Source organism: Pseudovibrio ascidiaceicola (assembly GCF_900114245.1).
Lineage (GTDB): Bacteria > Pseudomonadota > Alphaproteobacteria > Rhizobiales > Stappiaceae > Pseudovibrio > Pseudovibrio ascidiaceicola.
The window spans coordinates 101343-119131 of the sequence record NZ_FOSK01000004.1 but is presented as its reverse complement, the minus strand read 5'-3'; the positions used below and the strand labels follow the sequence as shown (position 1 = coordinate 119131).

At 50.4% G+C, this 17789-nt stretch carries 15 protein-coding genes and 1 tRNA gene; 8 read left to right on the top strand and 8 right to left on the bottom strand.

Annotation, left to right across the window (positions count from 1 at the left end; genetic code table 11):
- Positions 1-38 precede the first annotated feature (38 nt).
- The gene (locus BM231_RS09065; protein WP_093518702.1) at positions 39-3281 is read right to left on the bottom strand and encodes a PAS domain-containing sensor histidine kinase; all 3243 of its coding nucleotides are present in this window, start codon (positions 3279-3281) and stop codon (positions 39-41) included.
- Positions 3282-3770: 489 nt separating this feature from the next.
- Here BM231_RS09065 and BM231_RS09060 point away from each other — a divergent pair, with 489 nt between their 5' ends.
- The 3 genes from BM231_RS09060 to BM231_RS09050 all read left to right on the top strand — a co-directional run bounded on the left by BM231_RS09060 (position 3771) and on the right by BM231_RS09050 (position 5345).
- Positions 3771-4232, top strand: coding sequence for a phasin family protein (locus tag BM231_RS09060; RefSeq protein WP_208860226.1), 462 nt, complete (start codon positions 3771-3773; stop codon positions 4230-4232).
- A 301-nt stretch (positions 4233-4533) separates the two neighbouring features.
- A complete protein-coding gene (locus BM231_RS09055) occupies positions 4534-5037 on the top strand; it encodes a phasin (RefSeq protein ID WP_093518698.1) in 504 nt (167 codons plus the stop codon).
- A gap of 231 nt (positions 5038-5268) precedes the next feature.
- Positions 5269-5345, top strand: a tRNA-His gene (locus BM231_RS09050).
- Between the two features lie 82 nt (positions 5346-5427).
- Here BM231_RS09050 and BM231_RS09045 read toward each other — a convergent pair.
- Entirely contained in the window at positions 5428-7248 is a 1821-nt protein-coding gene (locus tag BM231_RS09045) for a carboxylesterase family protein (protein WP_093518696.1), read from the bottom strand.
- A 339-nt stretch (positions 7249-7587) separates the two neighbouring features.
- Between BM231_RS09045 and BM231_RS09040 the strand changes: the two genes are divergently transcribed.
- Positions 7588-8250, top strand: a complete 663-nt coding sequence (locus BM231_RS09040; RefSeq protein ID WP_063309693.1) for a YiaD family glycine zipper/OmpA-like lipoprotein — start codon at positions 7588-7590, stop codon at positions 8248-8250.
- Positions 8251-8340: 90 nt separating this feature from the next.
- Entirely contained in the window at positions 8341-9099 is a 759-nt protein-coding gene (locus BM231_RS09035; protein WP_093518694.1) for a class I SAM-dependent methyltransferase, read from the top strand.
- 11 nt (positions 9100-9110) lie between these two features.
- On the opposite strand, the gene BM231_RS09030 is transcribed toward BM231_RS09035, so the two are convergent.
- A complete protein-coding gene (locus tag BM231_RS09030) occupies positions 9111-10430 on the bottom strand; it encodes an MFS transporter (protein WP_093518692.1) in 1320 nt (439 codons plus the stop codon).
- Between the two features lie 47 nt (positions 10431-10477).
- Positions 10478-10756: a metal-sensing transcriptional repressor gene (locus tag BM231_RS09025; RefSeq protein WP_063286897.1), complete on the bottom strand. Its 279-nt coding sequence runs from the start codon at positions 10754-10756 to the stop codon at positions 10478-10480.
- Between the two features lie 226 nt (positions 10757-10982).
- Here BM231_RS09025 and BM231_RS09020 point away from each other — a divergent pair, with 226 nt between their 5' ends.
- Positions 10983-11945, top strand: coding sequence for a nucleoside hydrolase (locus BM231_RS09020; RefSeq protein ID WP_093518690.1), 963 nt, complete (start codon positions 10983-10985; stop codon positions 11943-11945).
- A 5-nt stretch (positions 11946-11950) separates the two neighbouring features.
- On the opposite strand, the gene BM231_RS09015 is transcribed toward BM231_RS09020, so the two are convergent.
- Positions 11951-12547, bottom strand: coding sequence for a LysE family translocator (locus BM231_RS09015; protein WP_063309697.1), 597 nt, complete (start codon positions 12545-12547; stop codon positions 11951-11953).
- A 91-nt stretch (positions 12548-12638) separates the two neighbouring features.
- Here BM231_RS09015 and BM231_RS09010 point away from each other — a divergent pair, with 91 nt between their 5' ends.
- Positions 12639-14051, top strand: coding sequence for an aminotransferase-like domain-containing protein (locus BM231_RS09010; RefSeq protein ID WP_093518688.1), 1413 nt, complete (start codon positions 12639-12641; stop codon positions 14049-14051).
- 78 nt (positions 14052-14129) lie between these two features.
- Here BM231_RS09010 and BM231_RS09005 read toward each other — a convergent pair whose 3' ends face one another.
- A complete protein-coding gene (locus BM231_RS09005; RefSeq protein ID WP_093518686.1) occupies positions 14130-15131 on the bottom strand; it encodes a BMP family lipoprotein in 1002 nt (333 codons plus the stop codon).
- A 372-nt stretch (positions 15132-15503) separates the two neighbouring features.
- Between BM231_RS09005 and BM231_RS09000 the strand changes: the two genes are divergently transcribed.
- A complete protein-coding gene (locus BM231_RS09000) occupies positions 15504-16349 on the top strand; it encodes a lytic murein transglycosylase (RefSeq protein ID WP_342029951.1) in 846 nt (281 codons plus the stop codon).
- Positions 16350-16421: 72 nt separating this feature from the next.
- On the opposite strand, the gene BM231_RS08995 is transcribed toward BM231_RS09000, so the two are convergent.
- Together BM231_RS08995 and BM231_RS08990 are read right to left on the bottom strand one after the other, a co-directional pair.
- Positions 16422-17273, bottom strand: a complete 852-nt coding sequence (locus BM231_RS08995; RefSeq protein ID WP_093518682.1) for a Rho GTPase-activating protein — start codon at positions 17271-17273, stop codon at positions 16422-16424.
- Positions 17270-17743: a type III secretion system chaperone gene (locus BM231_RS08990; protein WP_093518680.1), complete on the bottom strand. Its 474-nt coding sequence runs from the start codon at positions 17741-17743 to the stop codon at positions 17270-17272. The genes BM231_RS08995 and BM231_RS08990 overlap by 4 nt, the downstream gene beginning before the upstream one ends.
- Between the last annotated feature and the right edge of the window lie 46 nt (positions 17744-17789).

The following is a 17789-nucleotide window of genomic DNA, read 5'->3' as shown; positions in this document are numbered from 1 at the left end:
CAAATCTCCTGCGATGGTCAGGCCACCACAGGAGCGCGTCATTCGGCGAGAACTCGCTGCGGTGGGAAAGTGACTTCTGCCAGCGTACCCTCATCCTCTTCAGAATTTATTGAAAACGAAGCACGGTTCGCTTCCACGAGGGCTTTGGTTAATGGAAGACCAAGGCCAGACCCTTCTGTTGAAGAAGAGGCATTAAGACGACGGAACGGTTGAAGCGCAGCTTCAAGATCAGCCTTTGACATACCATGGCCAGTATCCCGAACGCGCAAGTGCACTTCACCATTCGGATCAAGCACAAGCGAGATGATCACCTGACCACCGGACCGGTTGAATTTGATGGCATTGGACAACAGATTCAGTGTGATCTGGCGCAGCGTTTTCGGATCCGCCACAATCTTTGGAACAGACAGAGGCGTACTGGCTCGAATAATTACGCGCTGGTCATTCGCCTGAGGTTGCAACAGTGCTACGCATTCATTGATGATGTCGGCTGCAGAAACGGCCTCAAATGCCAGATCCATTTTGCCAGCTTCAATCTTGGCCAAGTCAAGCAAGTCATTGATCAGCGTCAGCATATGGGAGCAAGAGCGATGGATATCGCGGGCGTACTCTTTGTAACGCACATTCCCAAGCTCACCAAACCGCTCTTCCTGCATCACTTCTGAGAACCCGATCACCGCATTCAGTGGTGTACGGATTTCATGGCTGATTTTAGTCAGGTACTCGGACTTATGCGTGTTGGCTTTCTCTGCTTTATACCGGGCACTCACCAACTCTTCTTCAGCTCGTTTGAACTGTGTGATGTCGCGCAGAACCGCACAGAAAAGCTGTTCGTTAGCATGACTGACACGTCCCATGCTCAGGAAGGTTGGGAAGATATCGCCATCCAGCGTTTGGCAAATAACCTCGCGACCATCATTGAGCACGCTGGAAACGCCATTGGCGACCAATCCATCCAGATAATCCAGCGCTGCAATGTGGCTCTCATCCGCAAGGAATCTCGTAAATGGAGCGCCAAGGAGATCATCTTCTCCGGCATTAAACAGAGCTTCTGCGGAGTGGTTTGCACTGCGGATGGTTCCGTGCTGATCCATCACAAGCACACCGTCTGTCGCAGTAGCAAGAACGGATTCCAGCTCTTCAATGCGTGTGTGCAGATGTTTGATTTGAGTTTCAGAGCCAGCCGTAGCCTGAACGTGTGCCGAAGCTGCGGGTGCATCTGCTTCACCCTGTACCTTCTCCACCACAGAGATCATCAGCGCTTGCGCACCATTCCAGGGCACAGCATGCATACGGGCATCAACAGAAAGCACGCCACCTTCTGCAAGCCGCACATGGACCACACGGTCAACAGTTTGAGGGCTTGGAGTAGGGCACTCTTCTGGTTCTGCGAAGATCGCCTCAAGGCCTCCTGCTTCGTTCAACCCCTCAAAGCGCTCGTAACCAAGCAGCTCAAGTAGAGTATCATTTGCATAAACAACATCACGGTCGCGAACAACGGCGACCCCAATTGGAAGACGATCCAGAAGGCGAGGGTCGATTGGCGCTACAATCGGCTTATCAGGAATACGTCCTGTCTTTTCGCGAGCGCGCTCTGCGGCTTCTTCAATATCTGGCGGAACCCGTGGCAAAACCACATGGGTTACGTTGTCCTGCTTTGGCTCAGCTTCAACCTCAACGGTTTCATCACGTGCCGCTGGTTCTGCAGGCAGCGGAATAATGTTGTCAGTTTTAGCCGCGGTCGCAGGCTTTGGTTCCTCGTGGAACTCAGTCTCTACCACATCAGTTTCAGCTACCGCGAGAGCTGCTGTCTCTTCGGGCGTAGTCGAGACCGTTTTTGCGGTTTCAGCTTGTGCCGGAAGATCAGTTTGCTCATCTTTCTTCTCAGCACCTAATGCTCGCGCAATTTTGTCGAAGGCATCACGTTCTGGTTTGGAAAGTCCAGCATTCTCTCTTGGAACAGGATGTTTATCTACCAGCCGAACGATGCTGTTGGTCAACTCCGCAAGGCTGCGTGGACCTGTTCTGACTTTCTTTTGTGGCGCGTCCGGCAAGTTTGCAATAGCACGCTCAAAATCATCTTTACTGGTAGGCTCCGGAATTGGCGGAGTAACGCTTACCTGTTCTGCTGCCTCTGAAGGGACATCCTCAATCTCAGTAAGATCCTCTTCAAAAGCCTGTAAATCTGAATCTCCAGGCACTTGCACAGCAGCTTCCGGAGTAGGCTCGGCCTGATCAACTATTTCTGGCTCAGAAATATCCTCCGGCTGCGCTTCGACCTCAACGGGAGCGACAATCTCAAGAGGATCTGTTGGATCGTGAAGGACATCTGCATCCGTCAGCTGAAGAAGGCCCTCATTCTCTGCAACAACAATTGCTTCTTCTTCATGAAGAAAGTGCAGCCCATTCTCATCTGGCTGCGTGTCTGATGCGGGTAAGTCTGGTTCTGGAGTGTGATTGATTTCAGCTTCAGCGTCTGCTTCAGGCTCAAGAGTAGCCGCGACTACCACCTCTTCAACCGGATCAGCCTCAGGAGAGGTTTCCGGCTCAAAGTGTTCGGCACTCTCAACGACTTTCTGCTCTTCTTCCTCTACATCCTCGCTGAAATCAACGATCAACTCTGGAATCTCAGGTTCACTCTGTAGGAAACCCGGAGCTGTAATGCCATCAACTAGTGGTGCTTCAACAATTTCCGTTACCTGATGTGTCTCAGTATCGGAAAGGGCTTCGATTGGTGCGACGTCTCCCTGCACAAATCGTTCAGGCTGATCATGCTCAAGCGTCAGCCCTATATCAGGCTCACTGACAGAAGGATCTGTCTTTGCCGGTTCAGAGATAGATTCGGTGTTGTCGCTTTCCTCTCGCAAGGCAGCACGCAACTTGGTCAGGACCGCAAGCGGATCGACTGGTTCATCAGATTTTTTTGCATCAACGCTGCGGATAACCCCAAATCCGCGCAAGCCGTCATACTCACCTGACTTCGTTTCCACTGGTTGAGCGGATAAATCGAGAGGAACAACCTTGTTTGAATTGCAGGCAGGCCAAAGCAGTGTCACGCCGCTGACAGCGCGTTGCTTTTTGATTGCCTTTGAAATCGCCGGGACCTTACCAATCCGCAGTTTCTTGCGGACAGCATCGAACGGGAGGCCGATCAGAGCGGCATCCTGTGGGCCTAAAAGCTCGGCGAACTCCTTCGAGAAGCTACGAAAGCAGCCGTTTCGGTCCAGCTCCCAAGTGAAGCGGATCGGCCGTTGTCGGCGTTTGAAGACAAAGTCAGCCACGAGCTCGGTCCCTACTCTGAAGGTTTCCCAAGAAGGGGTTGGTTGAGAAACGCAATCTACTCTCTTTCACAGGCACCAAGACGCAAAATTGGCGGTGCAATCAAATGATATCCGGTTTGAAACGGGCATGTAAGCGACTTCAGCAGTTTTGCTGTAAGCTTACTAAAGAAACCTGCCTCAATTTATCAGGGGTACATTTTCCCAATTATAGCCCCACCCTACTTTATCTGTAAGCTTTGAAAAACCAGAGCCTGCCATTTATGGCAACCCACCCACCGGCATTTTCAAAAGCTAAATCCTGATAAAGGCTTAGACTTTAACAAATGAGCGTCGAAGTTCGCATCTGTCAATTCCAATAGATACGAGCCGCTCAATTATTCACCCCACAATTCTTGTATACTTAAAGTACCGTAAACTGCAGTGCTCGTCTAAGCTCCTATTTTCTTTCCCTATGGTTAAGTATAGCATTGCCACACCAGAGTAAACGAGTTGCAAATAGGGGAGGGAATAGGTCCTTTCCACAATGCGAATGAAACCTTAATCAACAAGGGTGGAGGCTTGAGCATGGTAGATACAAAAGTTCCTTTTGAAGTTTCAGATCAAATGCGTGAATTTGCTGATCGAAGCATTGATCAGGCACGCAAGGCTTTTGATAATTTCATGGATGCAACCGAAAATGCGGTGAGCAGCATGGAAGATGCATCAAGCACCATGCATGTGGATTCTTCAGACATGCACCGCCAGGCCCTTTCATTCGCCGAGCAAAATGTGAATTCCGCTTTTGAATTAGCGCAGCGCATGTTTCAGGCGCGCGACATGGAAGAGCTCGTAGGCTTGCAGCAAGAGTACTTGCACAAGCAGATGGAGCAAAGTGGAGCCCAAATGCGCGAGATGGGCGAGAAGGCCTCCCGCGCTGTAAAAGATGCAGCCAAGAAAGCAGGAGACTTCTGAGGAAGTCTGGTTTTAAGGGGCTGATTCCGGCTCGAACCAACAGCCGAACGAGGTGTATCAGCACCTCGTTCGAGGTGCGCGATTGAAACCCTTCGCTGCAAAGTCGCGATTTGCACCACCAGAATAAAAAAGTTTTCTTCTTCGTTTCAGCAGCTTAAGTGCGATCGATATTGTTGCGCTGCAAAATAATGTTGCAATGCACAAAATAGCTCCTATATTAATCTCAAGTTGACCTAAGGGGAGACAGTTCTCTCCCTCTTGATCCTTTATGTTTCTCCCAAGACGATAAGGAGCAATCCAAATGACTACTGCGAAAATTGATACTGCTAAATCCGAAAAGAAGACTGAACAGGCTGCTCCGAAAGCCGCCAAGTCTGTAGAGAATGAGGTGTTTGCAATGAACAAGATGGAAGTGCCTGCATTTATCCAGGAAATGACTGAAAAGAGCGTTGATCAGGCGCGTGAAGGTTATGCCAAAGTGAAGTCTGCTTCTGAAGAAGCATCCGCAATGCTCGAAGAGACCATGGAAGTGACACGTGACAGCTTCATGGAAATCAATCTGAAAGCCGTCGATGCAGCGAAAGACAATTCCGAAGCTGCATTCTCTCACATTCGCGACATGTTCGGCGTGAAGAGCTTGTCTGAAGCAATCGAACTTCAGTCTGCATACAGCCGCAAACAGTATGATGCGATGAGCCAGCAGGTGAAAGAGATGCAGGAAACTGCAACGAAACTTGCGACCACGATGTCTCAGCCTGCAAAAGAAGCTTTCGACAAATCTATGAAAGATATGAAGCTGGCATAATTCCAGCTAAATTTTTTCAAGAACATACATATCCTCCCGATTGGATTGCACAACAATTTGCAACTCATGCGGGAGGATTTTGCGTTTAAGCCTCTGAAAAACAGAGTGAAACCACCTAGTCACAGTGTGTAACTGGCGATTTTTTATCAGTGTTGTGGACTTTTTTCATTTTGATGTTTCAAGGGACTTGCCAACCTCAAAAATTCTACCTATGTTCCGCGCCACTGGCAAGCAGACGTAGCTCAGTTGGTTAGAGCGTCGGATTGTGGCTCCGAAGGTCGGTGGTTCGAATCCACTCGTCTGTACCATCTCTTCTTAAGGCTCCTTAGTGAGATAGTTGAGATCATCTGCTTCGCCAGTTCTTTTCCCTAGTTCCTTGAAAAGACTGGATTATTCCTCGGGTATTTGCTTGGGAATAAGAATGGCATTTGCATTCCTTTCAATAACTTCCCCAAGCCAGAACGCGCAATCGGATTGCTCGAAGAGATCCTCATAGGTTGTCTCGAGGTTCGCACCCTGCAGGACATTGAAGTTCGATGGGTTACCGATCTTCGGCCAGCTCCACAGTTTCCAATCTTTGGACGGACCCTCTGTGGGTGTCTTTGCAAATTGCGCCCAAAGCGCGTTCATCTTCACAGCAAGGTCTTTGTCTTCTTGTGTCGCGTCCGGCGGCATAGTGTTGAACACGAACGGCAATTCTGAAGCATGGCAGGCGTTGTCCCACTGGTTGTGTGGGCCGCAAACATTATTCACCTTCGGGTTAGTGGGCGGTTTCTCCATATTCTCGACAGATGTCTGCGCGAAGAAATAGAGCCACGTGTTATCGCTCGGTTTTTCCCGTTCGATATTAGCAGACATGGTAGGGCAGGTGAGCACTGAGTTCCCAATCAGGTTGGAAAGGGCTGTGGCCGGTGTCTTGGGGCGCAAACCATATGCAGCAGGGGTTTGTGCGCCATACCCAGTGCGGCCCACAATCAACATTGGGTTTTCGTAATCCCGACCCAAAATCCCGTTGAAAGTTACTGCGTTTAGCTTCCCGGTCGCGTCAATAAAGTTCGCGAATAGAACGCCTTCGTTTTTGTTAAAGCCCAACATCAGCGGCTTTTCATTGCCCTTCTCCATCTGCACATTGGGCTGTTCTTTAAGGAAACTGCCATCGATGATGGGGGAAAAGGCTATGCTGCCAGGCAGAGCGCTCAGGAATACTCCTTTTTTGAAGAGCATATCCTGAAGCAAAGCCTGAGCCAGAAGAATTTGTCGCGTATTCGCTTTTTCCAGATCATCAAGCTGTGCTGTTAGCGCACATTCATCCGAGTCTGGATTGCGAATGACGGCCCTCAGGCATTTTAGGTAGAAGTAGAAGAGATCACGCCCTTCCTCTTTATTGCGATACTTATAGGCAGATGCGCTGCTTTGCATGATGCCAGCGCGGAACAGATCCTGAGAGCTCTCAGCGCTGAACATATGCAGGCCAACAGCCATTGCGCCGGAACTCACGCCAAAGATCGTGACTTGCTCAGGATCTCCGCCAAATGATGAAATGTGCTTTTGCACCCACTTCAGTGCAGTCTGCTGATCCTGCAAACCGTAATTGCCACCGTTGGAGGGCTCTTGTCCGGTGATCCCGTGTGTCGCCAATGTACCAAGAATACCAAGGCGGAAGTTGACGGTCACAAGCACAATGTTCTGATCAGCAGCGAACGATTTGCCGGAATAAAGCTCAATGATCTCTTTATCAGCAGCGTGATAGGCCTTGTCTGCACCCCCAGCCATAAAACCACCTCCATGGAAAAATACCATGACAGGCAGTTTGCTGAGGTTCTTGATAGCGTCCGCTGGTGCCCAGATATTCATATAGAGGCAGTCTTCTTCACCACGCAGCTGATCTTTGGGATTCCAAATCGGTTGCGGGCAACGAGCGCCGTACTGCAATGCTTCGTAGCCGTTGGGCTCATACTCATCAAACACACTGGAAGGCTGCCATCGGGTCGCTTGCCCATACTGCACGCCTTTGAACACGCTAAGAAGCTGGCTTCCGGCATCATCAGCTTTTCCGCAAAGTATCTTCTTATTACTAAGAGTGATGCAGGGCTGCTCAGGTGGTGCTGGCTGGTCAGGGGCGAAAAGCAGTTGGTCATCTGCATTTGGGCTTTGAGCAAATGACCACGTCATGCTGAGAATGCTGAATGCAAGGACAAGCACCGTTTTCATGGAACCCCACCTTCTTATTTGTTTTTGGGCTTCCTTCAGTGTTCATCTTTTAGGAAAAAACGGCGTTAAACAGCATGCTTTAAATTGCCTTGCCGAAATTGTGGCAAATTTTAGAGTGTCAAAAGGCTTTGTTTAATTCAGTGATGATTTGTGTGACTGCCATCACAAACCAAAGAAAATGGCTGTTTTCAGCGACAAATCCGGTGGAATTCAAGGACACACTCCTATTGGGCACTTGTATTAGGCGCTCAGTGGCTTTTGATAGGGTTAATGTTCGATAGGGAGACAGATTCATTGTGATTCATCTGTCCCTCAAAAATTACGATGTGAGAATTTTAAATGAAAAAACTGATGCACGCCGCGTTTGCTATTGTTCTCGGCCTTTCCGTTGCAGCATGTACGACAACCAATCCATACACGGGTGAGTCCCGCGTTTCCAAAACTGCAGGCGGTGCAGGCCTTGGTGCAGCCACTGGCGCAATCATCGGCGCAATCGCTGGCGGTAAAAGTGCTCGTGTTGAAGGTGCACTCGTTGGTGCAGCTGCTGGTGGTCTGATCGGCGGCGGTATCGGTAACTATATGGACCGCCAGGAAGCTCAGCTTCGTCAGCAGCTTCAGTCCTCTGGTGTTTCCGTAACCCGTAACGGCAACCAGATCGTGCTGAACATGCCAAACGATGTGACCTTCGCTGTTGGTCAGGCATCTCTGTCTTCCCGCGCAATGCAGGTCCTCAACAGTGTTGCTCTGGTGGCGAAAGAGTTTCAGCAGACACGTCTGAACGTTTACGGCCACACCGACAACACCGGTTCCGCTCAGTTCAATTTGCAGCTGTCTCAGCGCCGTGCAGACTCCGTCAGCAACTACCTGTTTAACCAGGGTGTAAATGGTGCACGTATCTCCGCTGCAGGTTACGGCCTGACCAGCCCGATCGCATCCAACGCAACAGAAGCTGGCCGCGCGCAGAACCGCCGCGTAGAGATCATCCTGTCTCCTCTGAACTAATCCTTCAGACTGCGAAAGTTTTAGAACGCGGTCCCTTACTGGGGCCGCGTTTTTTGTTAGTCTGCCTCCGGCAATAGGGGAGGCTTGCACATGACTCAGGACAATCTGGCTGCATCACATTTCCAGAATGCTGGAGAGAGTTACGCAAAGTATCGCCCAACCTATCCTGACGAGCTTGTTGAGTTTTTGGTCTCACAATGCCAGCAGCATAATCTGGCTTTGGATGTTGGCTGCGGGAATGGTCAGTTCAGTAGCATAATCGCGAAGCACTTCAGGCAGGTGCTTGCCACAGATGTCAGTGCCTCTCAAATCGAAAACGCAGCACCTGTTCCAAACATTCGCTTTGCAGTGGAACCAGCAGAGCACTGCTCAGCTGAAGACACGAGCCTCAATCTGATTGTCGCTGCACAGGCTGCACATTGGTTTGATCTGGCCAGCTTTTATGAGGAAGTCAGGCGTATTGCTGCACCAGGGTGTGTGCTCGCACTCGTCAGCTATGGCGTTCTCTCCATCAATCACGCCGAATGCAACGCCCGTTTTCGCCTGTTCTATTACGATGAAATCGGTCCTTTTTGGCCACCAGAGCGCCAGCACGTTGACAACGGATATGCCAGTTTTGATTTCCCCTTTCAGGAGCTGGAGTATCCAGAGATGTCTATTGAACGGGATTGGACGCTGGAGCAATTCATCGGTTACGTGCGCACGTGGTCCTCTGTCAAAGCAGCTGCAAAAGCTGGCAAACAAAGCCTTATGGAAAGCTTTGCAAAGGAGCTGACCAGCCTTTGGGGAGATCCGCAGCAACTCCGTAAGATCAGTTGGCCCATCGCAATGCGGCTGGGCCATGTCTGAGTAACAGCGCTTTACAGGCTGCTTGGCCATCGCGTGTGCAGATCGTCAATCTTGAACTCGTGCACGTGACTCTTGCCTACTTTGTCGACGCCCTTTGACCAATGTGGATCATTGTCTGGCAGGTCCTCGTGGGAATGCCGCAACTTCTTTGCGTCCTTACTCGGCCACAACAGCATTGCAGCGAAAACACTGATCCAAGCCAATACCGCCATAAAGAGAAAACTGACCGGAATGCCCAAACGAGCACCAACCCAACCAGCCATTGGATAGCCAATCAGCCAACATACATGGCTCAGCGCAAACTGGCTCGCAAACACTGATGGAAGATCTCCACCTCTCGCAGAGCGTCGCAAAACCCGGCCTGAAGGTGTTTGTGCAGCAGAATAACCAAGGCCCATCAGGAACCAGAGCGGCAACAACTGCGTAAAGCTGCTCAATAAAAAACCGAAACTGAGGCAAACGGCCATGACGCTGGCGCCCAAGATCATGACGCTTCTGTCTTTAAAGCGCTCCAGAACTTTAGGGAGACTGAGCGCTGTAATCATGGAGCCTGCACCAAAACAAGCAAGAGCAATGGCAACGTCATCAGCTTGCAGGCCAAACGTGCCTTGTACAATCACCACCGTATTTACAATCACCATGGACCCACCAGCCGCGACAGCCAGATAAACAGCCAACATTCCGCGCAAGCGAGGGGTGCTGAGATAAATGCGGGTGCCTTGCGTCATGCGTTTGATTGTGCGCTGGTTTTCGACCGGTTTGAGCTTTGGCAAAGTCACCGAAACGACGAGAGCTGCAGAGGCAAGGAAACCGATCACAGTGCCACCAAACAGACCATGAAAATTGATCACCAGCAGCAAGCCAGCCGCAATCGTCGGGCTGAGAAGATTTTCAAGATCATAAGCAAGGCGGCTTAAGGACAGGGCGTTGGTATAGTCTTTCTCTTCCGGCAGCACATCAGGAATAACGGCTTGAAATGCGGGCGTGAAGGCTGCGGAAGCGGACTGCAGCACAAAGATAAGCAGATAGATCTGCCAGATCTCAGTCACAAACGGCAGGGCAAGAGCAACTGCCGCACGGATGAGGTCCAGCCCCACCAGTACAGCACGACGCGGCAACCGTTCAACAAACGCGGCTGCAATCGGGGCCAATCCAACGTAGGCAATCATCTTGATCGCAAAGGCAGTTCCAAGCACCGAACCAGCGTCTTCTCCGGCGATATTAAACGCCAGCAGACTTAGGGCGACAGTGGCAAGGCCAGTACCAAACAAGGCAATGACTTGAGCAAGAAACAGGTGGCGATAGGTTCGGTTCGCGAGTACGGACAGCACGCGGAAACTCCTTTGGCTTCTTGTTTTCTTGAGTTGACTATATCCCCCTAGAGGTAACGGGAGATTGCTTTGAACTCTTCAATCGTCTGCTCGGAATTTGCATCCGGATTGTTGACCGTGTCATCAAGGCAGTGGTCCAGATGATCGTAGATCAGGGTCTTCTTTGCCTGCATAACAGCCTTCTCAACCGCATGTAGTTGCTGGGCTATTTCCACGCATGGGCGACCATCTTCAATCATACCAATAATGGATTTGAGGTGCCCATCAGCGCGTTTAAGGCGATTAACAATTCCCGGATGGGACTGGTGTGTGTGCTTTTCAGTCATGTCTCGCTTTTATCCCCCCTAGGGGGATATTGCAAGGCGGCTGAATTTGGCAAATGTGCAGTTAAATCATTTGAATAACCCTTCGTGGTATCTTCCGCCCTATATGGATAACGGCAAGGTGGCCTGAAGACCTGAGGAAACGAGGGCTTGCTCACCAACGCAAAATGCTGAAACTGAGCTTGATTGACGGATACGCACTGCCAAAAAGGCGTGCCAGGAGAATGACGTGCCGGATAATTTTGTTTTTGCAGTGGACACGGATGGCGGTGTTGACGACGCCATCGCGCTCATGATGCTCATTGGCTCAGGCAAGAAGATAGATTTCATCACGACCACATTTGGCAATGTCGATCTGGAGCAGGCAACAAAGAATATTCTGGACACGCTCGCAATCTGCAATGCAGATATTCCGGTCCATAAAGGTGCATCTGATCCAATTTCCGGTGAGCGTATCGATGCGGTTTATGTTCATGGACCAGACGGATTAGGCGGAGTGGAACGCCCCCAGCACCTCCTGAGGCATTCAGGGGAGACAGCGCACAATGCTCTCCGGGATGTTCTGCGCAAAGCTGCACTCGGTGGGCCTAAGCTTCAGATCCTGACCATTGGACCACTCACAAATCTGGCAGAAGTCCTGCGTGAGGAACCGGATCTGGTCGAAGGTGTTGACCGCATCTGGTCCATGGGCGGAACCTGTCATGGACGCGGTAACGTTACACCTGCCGCCGAGTTTAACATCCTTTGTGACCCGGAAGCGGCAAAAGCAGTGTTATCACAGGCGATCAACACAACGCTCATTCCATGGGAACCAAGCCTTCATGATGCCCTCCCGGGGGATGTTGTTGATGGTATTTTTGAGCGTTTAGGGGATACGATTCCGGCTAAGTTTGCGGAGCATATGTGCGCGTTTATGCGAGAGCGCGGTAAGACGTGGTACCACGAAGATCTTCTCATCCTGCCTGATCCATTGGCCGCTGCTGCACTACTAGACTCTGAGGTCATCGCCCGAACCATTGTTTGCGGCGTACTCGTTGAAACAGGTGGAGAGTTTGCCCGCGGTGCGACCATTCTGGATCATGAAGGTAAAACGCAGGCGCCCATTATCGGCATCATGGAGCGGGCAGATCGCCCAAAAGTGGAGCGGATATTAGAAGGAACACTGGCAGCGCTAGCCTCGCGCCACCAGTGACGCCTCTAAAGCAATAAGGACCATGCAGTTGCTGCAAGCATCGCGATAGCCATAGCTATTGTGATGCCACGCATCAAAGCGCCTTCTCCAATCACCTTAAGAATTGAAACCCCAACCATTGCCCATACACTGTGAGAGATCATGCCGCCGATCAAGAAACCGGCAGTCAGAATGGCCGCGTTCTCATAAAGTCCCATTCCGTTGGCCGCAAAGAAACTGGTAAACGCCACGAGACTCATCGCCCATGTTTTAGGGCTGAGTGGGTGAATGAGCAATCCTTCCCAGAATGTCGGAAGACTAACTTCGCCCTTCGGCTTTATGTTCAGCTGCACAATGCGCCAGGCTAGGTATGTCATGTAGGCCATCGAGGCAAACTTGAAGGCATTAACCATCAGCCCCCCGCGCGCCATCAATTGCCCCAATCCGAAAGCTACACAGAGATTGAGCAGGAGGCTGCCCAGCTCTGCCGCAATGATCACCGGAAAGGCAGTGCGATAACCTGCGCTGGCACCAATCGCCATGAAGGTGAGGTTTCCCGGTCCCGGAGTGCCGGTCATAATGGCTACAAAAATCGCGAATGCGCTGAGCGTTGCCCAATCCATATTGTTATTCCAGTCAATTGATACAATCTACACGATGTGCTAAATTATTGTATCGATCGTATCTATCAATCTCTTTATTGTTATGAATACAATGTGGAAGCCTGACCCAAACAAGCTCTCAAGCCCAAAATACCTAAGTATTGCAACGGCTTTGGAACAAGACATCCAAACTGGCCGCCTTGTGGAAGGTGACAAGCTTCCGCCTCAGCGCGAGCTCGCCTATCAGCTTGGAGTAACGCTTGGTACAATCACGCGAGCATATGCTGAGGCTGAGCGTAGAAAACTGGTGCGCGGGGAAACGGGCAGGGGCACATTCATTGCCAAGACGGCAAATGTGCATTCACCACTGATGTTGATGCCAAACACAGAAGGCATTCAGGGCTATGATTTAGCTCGCAACTTGGGTCTGGCTCACCTCAACCCGGATCTGGGCCAAATGCTCAGGGAGTTGAGCGACGATCCTCTGGTTAATTCCCTGAACGAATACGGTCCATCTGAGGGGACGTTCTATCATCGGGAGATAGGTGCGCAGTTTCTCGCAGAGTTTTACGGTGCGCCTGCAAATGCCAGTCAGACACTGGTTACATGTGGAGCGCAACATGGCATTCAGATCGCCATGTTAGCCATGTTCAACCGCGGCGATGTTATTGCTGTCGATGAGATGATCTATCCACCTATTCTGTCTGTGCTCCCGGCTCTGGGCCTACAAATTGTACCCATTGAAGCCGAACGGGATGAGAACGGGCATATGGGGGCTATGTCTGCTGATGCATTGGAGGAGGCTTGCACTAAGCATGACATCCGTGGCGTCTTTTTGATACCAAACGCACAGAACCCGACAACTCATACCCTGAGTAATGCCGAGCGCCAGAGACTGGCAACTGTGATCGAAAAGCACAACCTCACGGTTATTGAGGACGATCCCTATACGCCCTTCATTTCCCGCAAGCAGAAGAGCTTTCTTGAGCTGGTGCCAGAGAACACTGTTCTGATCGGTTCCCCCTCCAAAGTCATGTCAGCTGGGTTGCGCACTGGCTACATCCATGTCCCGGGCAATGTCAAAACAGCCTTTGCCAACGCCATTGGTGAAAGCACATGGATGGCAGCTCCGCTCAACGTGGAGATTGTGTCCAGATGGATTACAGGTGGGAAACTGCAAGAAACACTGCAGAGAAAACGAGAAGTTCTGCGGCAACGCTATCTGCACATGAAGGAGATGTTTCCAAACAATGTGCTGCAAGGTGGCGAGGAGAAGCTCTTCACATGGCTGCAACTCCCAGAACAGCAGAGTGCAGAACTAGTGGCGCAAGCGGCTCTTTTGAGGGGCGTGGAAGTCCTGTCGCACCGCAATTTTCAGGCAATGCCACGCACGGACATCAACGCATTGCGTGTCAGCCTGTCAACGATCGCGCATCATAAGCACTTTGAAGAAGCGATATCTCTTCTGAAAGCGTCAATCGAACATTTGGAAGACATACAGACCCCAAGACCAATGGTGGGGTAGAGCATAAAAAAAGCCCCCGCCTGTGTTCAGGCAGGGGCTAATTTTTTCTCTGACCTAAGCCAGCATACTAAGCAAATCTTAGTATGGGCAAGCCATGTCGCTCATGTAGTCATGAACGGTGATTTTGCCGGAAATGATGTCTGCGCGAGCTGCTTCAACAGCTGCTTTCATTTCTTCGCTAACCAGTGGAGCGTTGTTTTCGTCCATTGCGTAGCCAACACCGTCTTCAGCAAGGCCAAGAGACTGGATGCCGGTGGTGAAGTTGCCTTCTTTTGCATCCATGAATGCATTTGCAACAGCCACGTCAACGCGCTTAACCATGGAGGTCAGCACTTTGCCTGGAGCCAGATGGTTCTGGTTGGAATCAACGCCGATGAACTTCTTGTCTTCATCAACAGCTGCCTGAAGAGCACCAAGGCCGGTACCGCCAGCAGCAGCAAAGATTACGTCTGCGCCACGTGCGAAGTGAGACTTAGCAAGCTCACCACCTTTAACCGGATCGTTCCATGCAGCTGGAGTAGTACCAGTCATGTTTGCGAAGACTTCACCGTCTTTGTTGGTGGTCAGTGCGCCCTGCTTGTAACCACAGGAGAACTTGGAGATCAGCGGAATGTCCATGCCGCCCACAAAGCCAACTTTGCCGGTCTCGGATGAGAGCATTGCCATCATACCAACAAGGTAAGAACCTTCCTGCTCTTTAAAGACAACAGAACGTACGTTTGGCAGATCTACAACAGAGTCGATGATAGCAAAGCTTACATCTGGGAATTCTTTAGCAACTTTTTCAACTGGAGCAGCCTGCGCAAAGCCCATCGCTACGATTGGGTTCATGCCACGGCGTGCGAAGTTGCGAAGAGCCTGCTCACGCTGAGAAGCGTTGGAGATCTCAAATTCGCGATACTCGATACCGGTCTCAGCCTTGAAAGCCTCAGCACCATTATAAGCAGCTTCGTTGAATGACTTGTCGAACTTGCCGCCCATGTCAAAGATAACTGCAGGCTTAAAGTCCGCTGCCATAGCAGTTGTGCTCATTGCTGCTGCCAATACTGCGGTTGCAGCGATGGTTTTGATGGATTTCATACCCATTCCTCCGTTATATCCCAATGGGAAACCTTCACGTTGCCCTGTCCCCAAGTCCGTCTTCACCACTAAATCCCAACCTGGAGACTCACCTCATTGAGGTGAACGTCTAAGTGCATAACTTCCCCTGCGTAAGTCCAGCTAAGTGTTAGCTTGTCCTTAATTATGCGCCTATAGGTTGTCCAAAACGATCAGGCATGTTGAAAACAGTTATGTGTACGGCCTTTAGTTGGACACATGCCGGTGTTAGGATCAAGGTTAAAATGCGAATAAATATATTAGGACTGCAAAAATTTTCAGTTATCCGCCAATTTGGCTACTTTTATTCGTTATAACGATCAAAATTGCTTAGTGAACATGCAGGAGTTTGGGGTGTTCGAATCATTTATTGACAAGGTTAAGTTCAAAACCAGAAAAGCCGGGCTATTACTTGGCGCTGGTCTGGTGTTGCTAGGCGTATCTTCTGCTCAAGCCGCAACCTGTGGCGATACAGGGGCGGGCTTTGACCGCTGGTTGGCGTCCTATAAAAAGACACTCCAGTCTCAGGGCATTTCAAAGGCAACTTTGAACAGATCCTTGAATGGCATAACCTATAACCGCAAGGTGATTGGGTATGACCGGAACCAGAAATCTTTCAAACTCAGCTTTGATGAATTTTACAAGCTCCGCGTCAACAATGCGCTCATTAATAAGGGCCGCAAATTGATGAAGAAGCACAACGCCCTTTTCAATCGTATTGAGAATGAATTTGGCGTTCCGCGTGAGATCATCACCGCCATCTGGGGTCTTGAGACTGGTTATGGTCGCGGTATAGGCAATATGAGCACCATACGTTCTCTGGCAACTTTGGCTTATGATTGCCGCCGTGCTGATTTCTTCCGCAATGAGCTCTATCATGCGCTGCTCATCGTCCAGAAGGGCGACTTGAAGCCGAGTGAAATGAAGGGCGCTTGGGCAGGCGAGTTAGGCCAGACCCAGTTCCTCGCATCCTCCTACATCAAGTTCGCGATTGACTACAGCGGCGATGGCAAACGGGATCTGCTGTACAACACCTCAGATACTTTGGCTTCCACTGCACATTTCCTCATGTCTTACGGCTGGCAGCCGGGTCAATCTTGGGGACCGGGTACACCAAACTATGAGGTGATCCGTTCGTGGAACCGTGCGGGTGTGTACGTCAAGACAATCCAGATCATGGCTGAAAAACTGAGCAAGTAATCAAACCAGTAAAATACAAAAAAGGCCGCTGAGTTCTCTTCTCAGCGGCCTTTTTTGTTTGAGTGATGACTGTTAGTCAGCGAGTGTAATCAGTGCAGTGAAGAACTGGGTCTTCGTCTGATTGAGAGCAAGCGCTGCCATAGGCTCTAAGCCGTCATCCTTGGTAATGCTGGGGCCAAAGCAAATTCCAAGATTGCTTGCTTTCATGCTGTTTGCGTCTTTATGCTCTTCGACCATTTTAGCAAAGTGAACAGCATCTTGAACAAGCTCAGGCAGTTCTCCAAGTTGAGGTAACTCGTTATTGTCCTGCTTAAACTGCTCTACGAAGCTAAGAACAATCCGTGAGTCAGCTTCAGTAAGATTGTCGCGAAGGTTTTGTTTGAATGTAGAAGCCAGCGCGTGGGCGGATGTGCCTTCCAACGCATCTGCGTTTCTGGAACTGACCAAATTGTCTATCACAGACTTAACGCCGGGAACACGAACGATGCCCTGAGTTGCAAGCTCATTGGGGTTATTCGCAAAATGCTGAATGATGTCTTTGTTCTGCGCTACGGCGCCCTGTTTATGAAGGTCTTGCCTTACAGCGAAGTCGATACCAGTTGAAATCTGCTTTGCCGTCAGGCTGTGGGCCTTGCCATCTGTATAACCGCAAGCGGAGCAGGCATGCTTATAGGCCTGTTCACCGAGATCTTTACCAAATTTATCTTGTAGTGCAGTGCGAAATGCGCCCTGATCTTGAGCTTTTGCAGTGCCTTCAGAAGAGCTCAGCTTGTGCCAGGAAACCAACTTTCCGGCGAGGCTGGAGCTTGCTTCACGTGTTTGCAGATCGCCACTGTCTGTAACAGTCAGCTTCTGGTTCAGGTTACCGCTTATTGCAGCGCTTTCGGCTGCGCTTTGAAAATGTGCAAGGCTAATATTGGTCATACTCTCATACCTAATGTTTCAAAAGAAGACTCGGCTGCAGCACTGGCGGAATGTTGCCAGTCCATTTGAAGAGGTGCCGTGCTGTTCAATCGTTCATGCCAGGCGGCAGACGTGCTAATGAACAGCTCCAGCTTCTCTTGCAGCGTGAAGGAAGATTTATCAGTAATGTTAACCACTTGAGACAGGTTGATATGGTCTGTCGCAGGGTCAAGATTGAAGCTCATGCCGTACCCGTGTGTCAGAACACAGTTCGTCTGCATGAGGGTCTGTAGCTTTTCCAGATCATTGCAAGGCTGCATACACAACACTGCATTGAACAACAGCGTCTGCGTCTCATCGCGCCACTGCACGGTCATGAAGAGCTCTTGCTCCAATCCAAGCAGAAGCGTGTTGTCTTCATCCAAAGACAGACCATCAAGGCCAATTCTTCGTCCGATCTCGTTGAAGAGTTCATCCAGTAGTTGACGCATTGCTCTCTCGACTTTTCTGAAGCAGACCAAACCGTGCTGCTTAAAC

Excerpts from the sequence above, each read along its gene's own strand:
- BM231_RS09055 (WP_093518698.1), top strand. The coding sequence starts at position 4,534 with ATGACTACTGCGAAAATTGATACTGCTAAATCCGAAAAGAAGACTGAA.
- BM231_RS09045 (WP_093518696.1), bottom strand. The coding sequence starts at position 7,248 with ATGAAAACGGTGCTTGTCCTTGCATTCAGCATTCTCAGCATGACGTGG.
- BM231_RS09040 (WP_063309693.1), top strand. The coding sequence starts at position 7,588 with ATGAAAAAACTGATGCACGCCGCGTTTGCTATTGTTCTCGGCCTTTCC.
- BM231_RS09035 (WP_093518694.1), top strand. The coding sequence starts at position 8,341 with ATGACTCAGGACAATCTGGCTGCATCACATTTCCAGAATGCTGGAGAG.
- BM231_RS09025 (WP_063286897.1), bottom strand. The coding sequence starts at position 10,756 with ATGACTGAAAAGCACACACACCAGTCCCATCCGGGAATTGTTAATCGC.
- BM231_RS09015 (WP_063309697.1), bottom strand. The coding sequence starts at position 12,547 with ATGGATTGGGCAACGCTCAGCGCATTCGCGATTTTTGTAGCCATTATG.
- BM231_RS09010 (WP_093518688.1), top strand. The coding sequence starts at position 12,639 with ATGTGGAAGCCTGACCCAAACAAGCTCTCAAGCCCAAAATACCTAAGT.
- BM231_RS09005 (WP_093518686.1), bottom strand. The coding sequence starts at position 15,131 with ATGAAATCCATCAAAACCATCGCTGCAACCGCAGTATTGGCAGCAGCA.
- BM231_RS08995 (WP_093518682.1), bottom strand. The coding sequence starts at position 17,273 with ATGACCAATATTAGCCTTGCACATTTTCAAAGCGCAGCCGAAAGCGCT.
- BM231_RS08990 (WP_093518680.1), bottom strand. The coding sequence starts at position 17,743 with ATGCGTCAACTACTGGATGAACTCTTCAACGAGATCGGACGAAGAATT.